Here is a 2,915-nt window from a genome sequence, read left to right as displayed (position 1 = left end):
GAATTTTAAACTTAGTTGAACCTCCATCTGCTAATGAACTTATATACAGCTATGATCCTTATTTAAATCAGAATATTACTTATTATGATGAGTCTGATAGAGAGAGATTGGATTATTTATTGTACGCTGACAATGGAAGTGTACTTGCGAGTAGTAGCAAAATAGAAGTTCCAAGGAGCTTTGACATTGATATGTGGGGAACTTGGGATTTATCAGATCATTTTGCAGTCAGCGCCAAATTTACTGTTCCAGAATAAATAAGAAAATCTTTCACTTTTAAAATTAAAATTGATATTTTTGAATTTAATGTGTGATAAATCTAAGTCACTCTTTAAATAGATTCTTCAATGTGTTTAATTATATTAATGTTATTTTTTAATTGACTGTTCTACTGTTTTTTACAAGCTTTAATTGTGATGATTGTTGAAATTGTAACCTTTTGGGCTTGTGGAATTTAAAAGTGTGTTTTAAACAATAAAATAATGAAAATGGAGGTTTTATGATTAGAATAGTTACTTTAATAATGTCTTTGTTGATGACAACATTTGTATTTTCACAAACGACACACGACTTATCTTTGAATATTGGAAAAGATATCGTTATGAGTTGGGATGAGAATAAAAACATCATTAATGATTCTTTTTCTCGTGGTAGATACTCAGTGAATATACTAACGCTTAATTTTTCAGATAGTACCAAAAGCGATTTATTACAGCTGGAAGACAATATTCGCCGAGCTCGTGATATGGATGACGACTTACAAGGTTTTTTGGTGTTGAGATTGGCGAACCCGACATTGCTGCCATATTGGCAAGCAGGAATCTCACCTTTATTTGTTTATCAAACTAATTTAAAAGAAGGGGATAGTATTCCAGCATTCACATTATCAGGAGAGCAAGTTTTCTTAGATCCTATTGTAATGCCGAACCAGCCAGTGTTGGTTTTGGATGTGGATCGCTCAAGGTTAATGCGTGACATTGCCCATAAAATGAACCTCACTATTCATGAATTAACAGCTAAACCTGCACTGTTATCCGACCAGCCTGAGCAAGGCCATGAGAATCCAGAGCAGGAAACACCACTACCAGAACAAGAGGAAGATGAGTTCCCGAGTGAAATTCATACAACGGTGCTCAAAAAGTTCAAAGCAAATTACATTAAGGAGCTGTGGCTTCAACCTGCAGAAATGTACGCCATTGTGACAGGTGTTTCGCCTTCTCGCCTAGTGCCTCAGATTGATATTGTTGAAATGCCTGTGGTTGACTTTGCAAATATCGAATATCCTGTAAACCAAATTGCTATCTATTGGCAACGCTACCGTTGGGCTGCAGCAGACATTATTTTTATGGAAATGGATGATCAGATTAAGTTTAAGACCATTGCGCAGAGTTTAGTACAAATTGCGCAAGAAGTTTTAAACAATATCGAAGATCCTAAAGTTCAGAAGTATGCAGTAATTCCACAAATTACTAATCGAATTATAGAAGCATTTCCTGACAGCATGTTTATCGATCATGATGACGTAGTTGATGCGCTATACACGGTGCAAAAAAATGAAACTTACACAGATCATTCCGCAGCTGGTGGTAATGTTACTGTAACCTTAGAGCCACTCATTATTGGAGAAGTTGACTAATCAAGCTTATTATTTCTTGGTATTTCTATTATTAGGGTCATCGTAATTTTTGGTGGTAGTTGCTCTTTATTCTCGAAAAAGCGACTTTAATAAAGTAGGAGCTATCACCAAATGGTGTGTCTCAGAGGAAAATGTTGAGTTGGAGCTGATAAGAGATACGTTATCGTTTGCCGCAATGGTTTGCGCAAAACTTCTTTTTGAATTTAATAAATATTTGATTTTAATGACTAAATTGTAATTTTTTGTCTGGGGGAGGTTTTTTGGGTATGCGATGTTCTATATGGTATCACAAAAAAAATTCAAATATCAGACTTGTAGGAAATAAATCACAGCCTATAATGCTGAAAACCGGAGCGTCTGCCAACGCTCCGGTTTTTTTGTGTCCGAAGAACATAAACTCGTCTGCCAACGGGCTTATAATGCGCTCTGATGAGGCACATACATATATGAATCAAGGAATTACATAATGCGTATCGAACAAGAACTTAAGTTAGGTTTCAAAGATGTACTGTTTCGCCCGAAGCGTTCAACCTTAAAAAGCCGTTCTCAAGTAAATTTAACCCGCGATTTTACCTTCAAGCACAGCGGTCGTCAATGGTCAGGCGTACCTGTTATTGCGGCGAACATGGATTCGGTTGGCAGTTTTGAAATGGCAAAAGCATTAGCTGAACATGGCGTAATGACAGCGGTTCATAAGCACTACAGCGTTCAGGATTGGGCTGAGTTTGCACAATCTGCTAACAAAACAACGTTAAATAACGTGATGGTATCAACAGGTACATCAGATGCGGATTTCCAAAAAACGCAAGAGATCATGGCGCTATCAGATGAGTTTATTTTTATCTGTATCGACATTGCTAATGGCTACTCAGAACATTTAGTTGAATACGTACAACGCGTACGTGCTGCCTTTCCTGACAAGGTTATCTCTGCGGGTAACGTAGTAACAGGTGATATGTGTGAAGAGCTTATCCTTGCTGGTGCTGATATTGTTAAGGTTGGTATTGGCCCGGGTTCTGTATGTACAACACGTGTTAAAACAGGTGTAGGCTACCCTCAGTTGTCCGCCATTATTGAGTGTGCGGATGCGGCTCACGGCCTTGGCGGCACTATCATTGGTGATGGTGGTTGCTCATGTGCTGGTGACGTAGCGAAAGCGTTTGGTGGCGGTGCAGATTTCGTGATGCTTGGCGGTATGCTAGCGGGTCACGAAGAGTCAGGCGGCGAAGTGATCGAACAAGACGGTCAAAAATTCATGAAGTTCTATGGCATGTCTTCA

The 2,915-nt window shown here is 38.4% G+C and carries 2 protein-coding genes and 1 pseudogene; all 3 read left to right on the top strand.

What is annotated here, in order from left to right:
* Positions 1–257 (top strand): annotated as a pseudogene (locus tag VSA01S_RS20105) (sphingomyelin phosphodiesterase); the annotation flags it as partial.
* 242 nt (positions 258–499) lie between these two features.
* The gene (locus VSA01S_RS19395) at positions 500–1,636 is read left to right on the top strand and encodes a DUF3103 family protein (protein WP_083932342.1); all 1,137 of its coding nucleotides are present in this window, start codon (positions 500–502) and stop codon (positions 1,634–1,636) included.
* 466 nt (positions 1,637–2,102) lie between these two features.
* A partial coding sequence (locus VSA01S_RS19390; RefSeq protein ID WP_147052773.1) for a GMP reductase occupies positions 2,103–2,915 on the top strand: 813 nt, incomplete at its 3' end.

This window comes from Vibrio sagamiensis NBRC 104589 (assembly GCF_007990935.1).
In the GTDB taxonomy this organism is placed as follows: domain Bacteria; phylum Pseudomonadota; class Gammaproteobacteria; order Enterobacterales; family Vibrionaceae; genus Vibrio; species Vibrio sagamiensis.
This window is presented reverse-complemented; position numbering and strand designations above follow the sequence as displayed.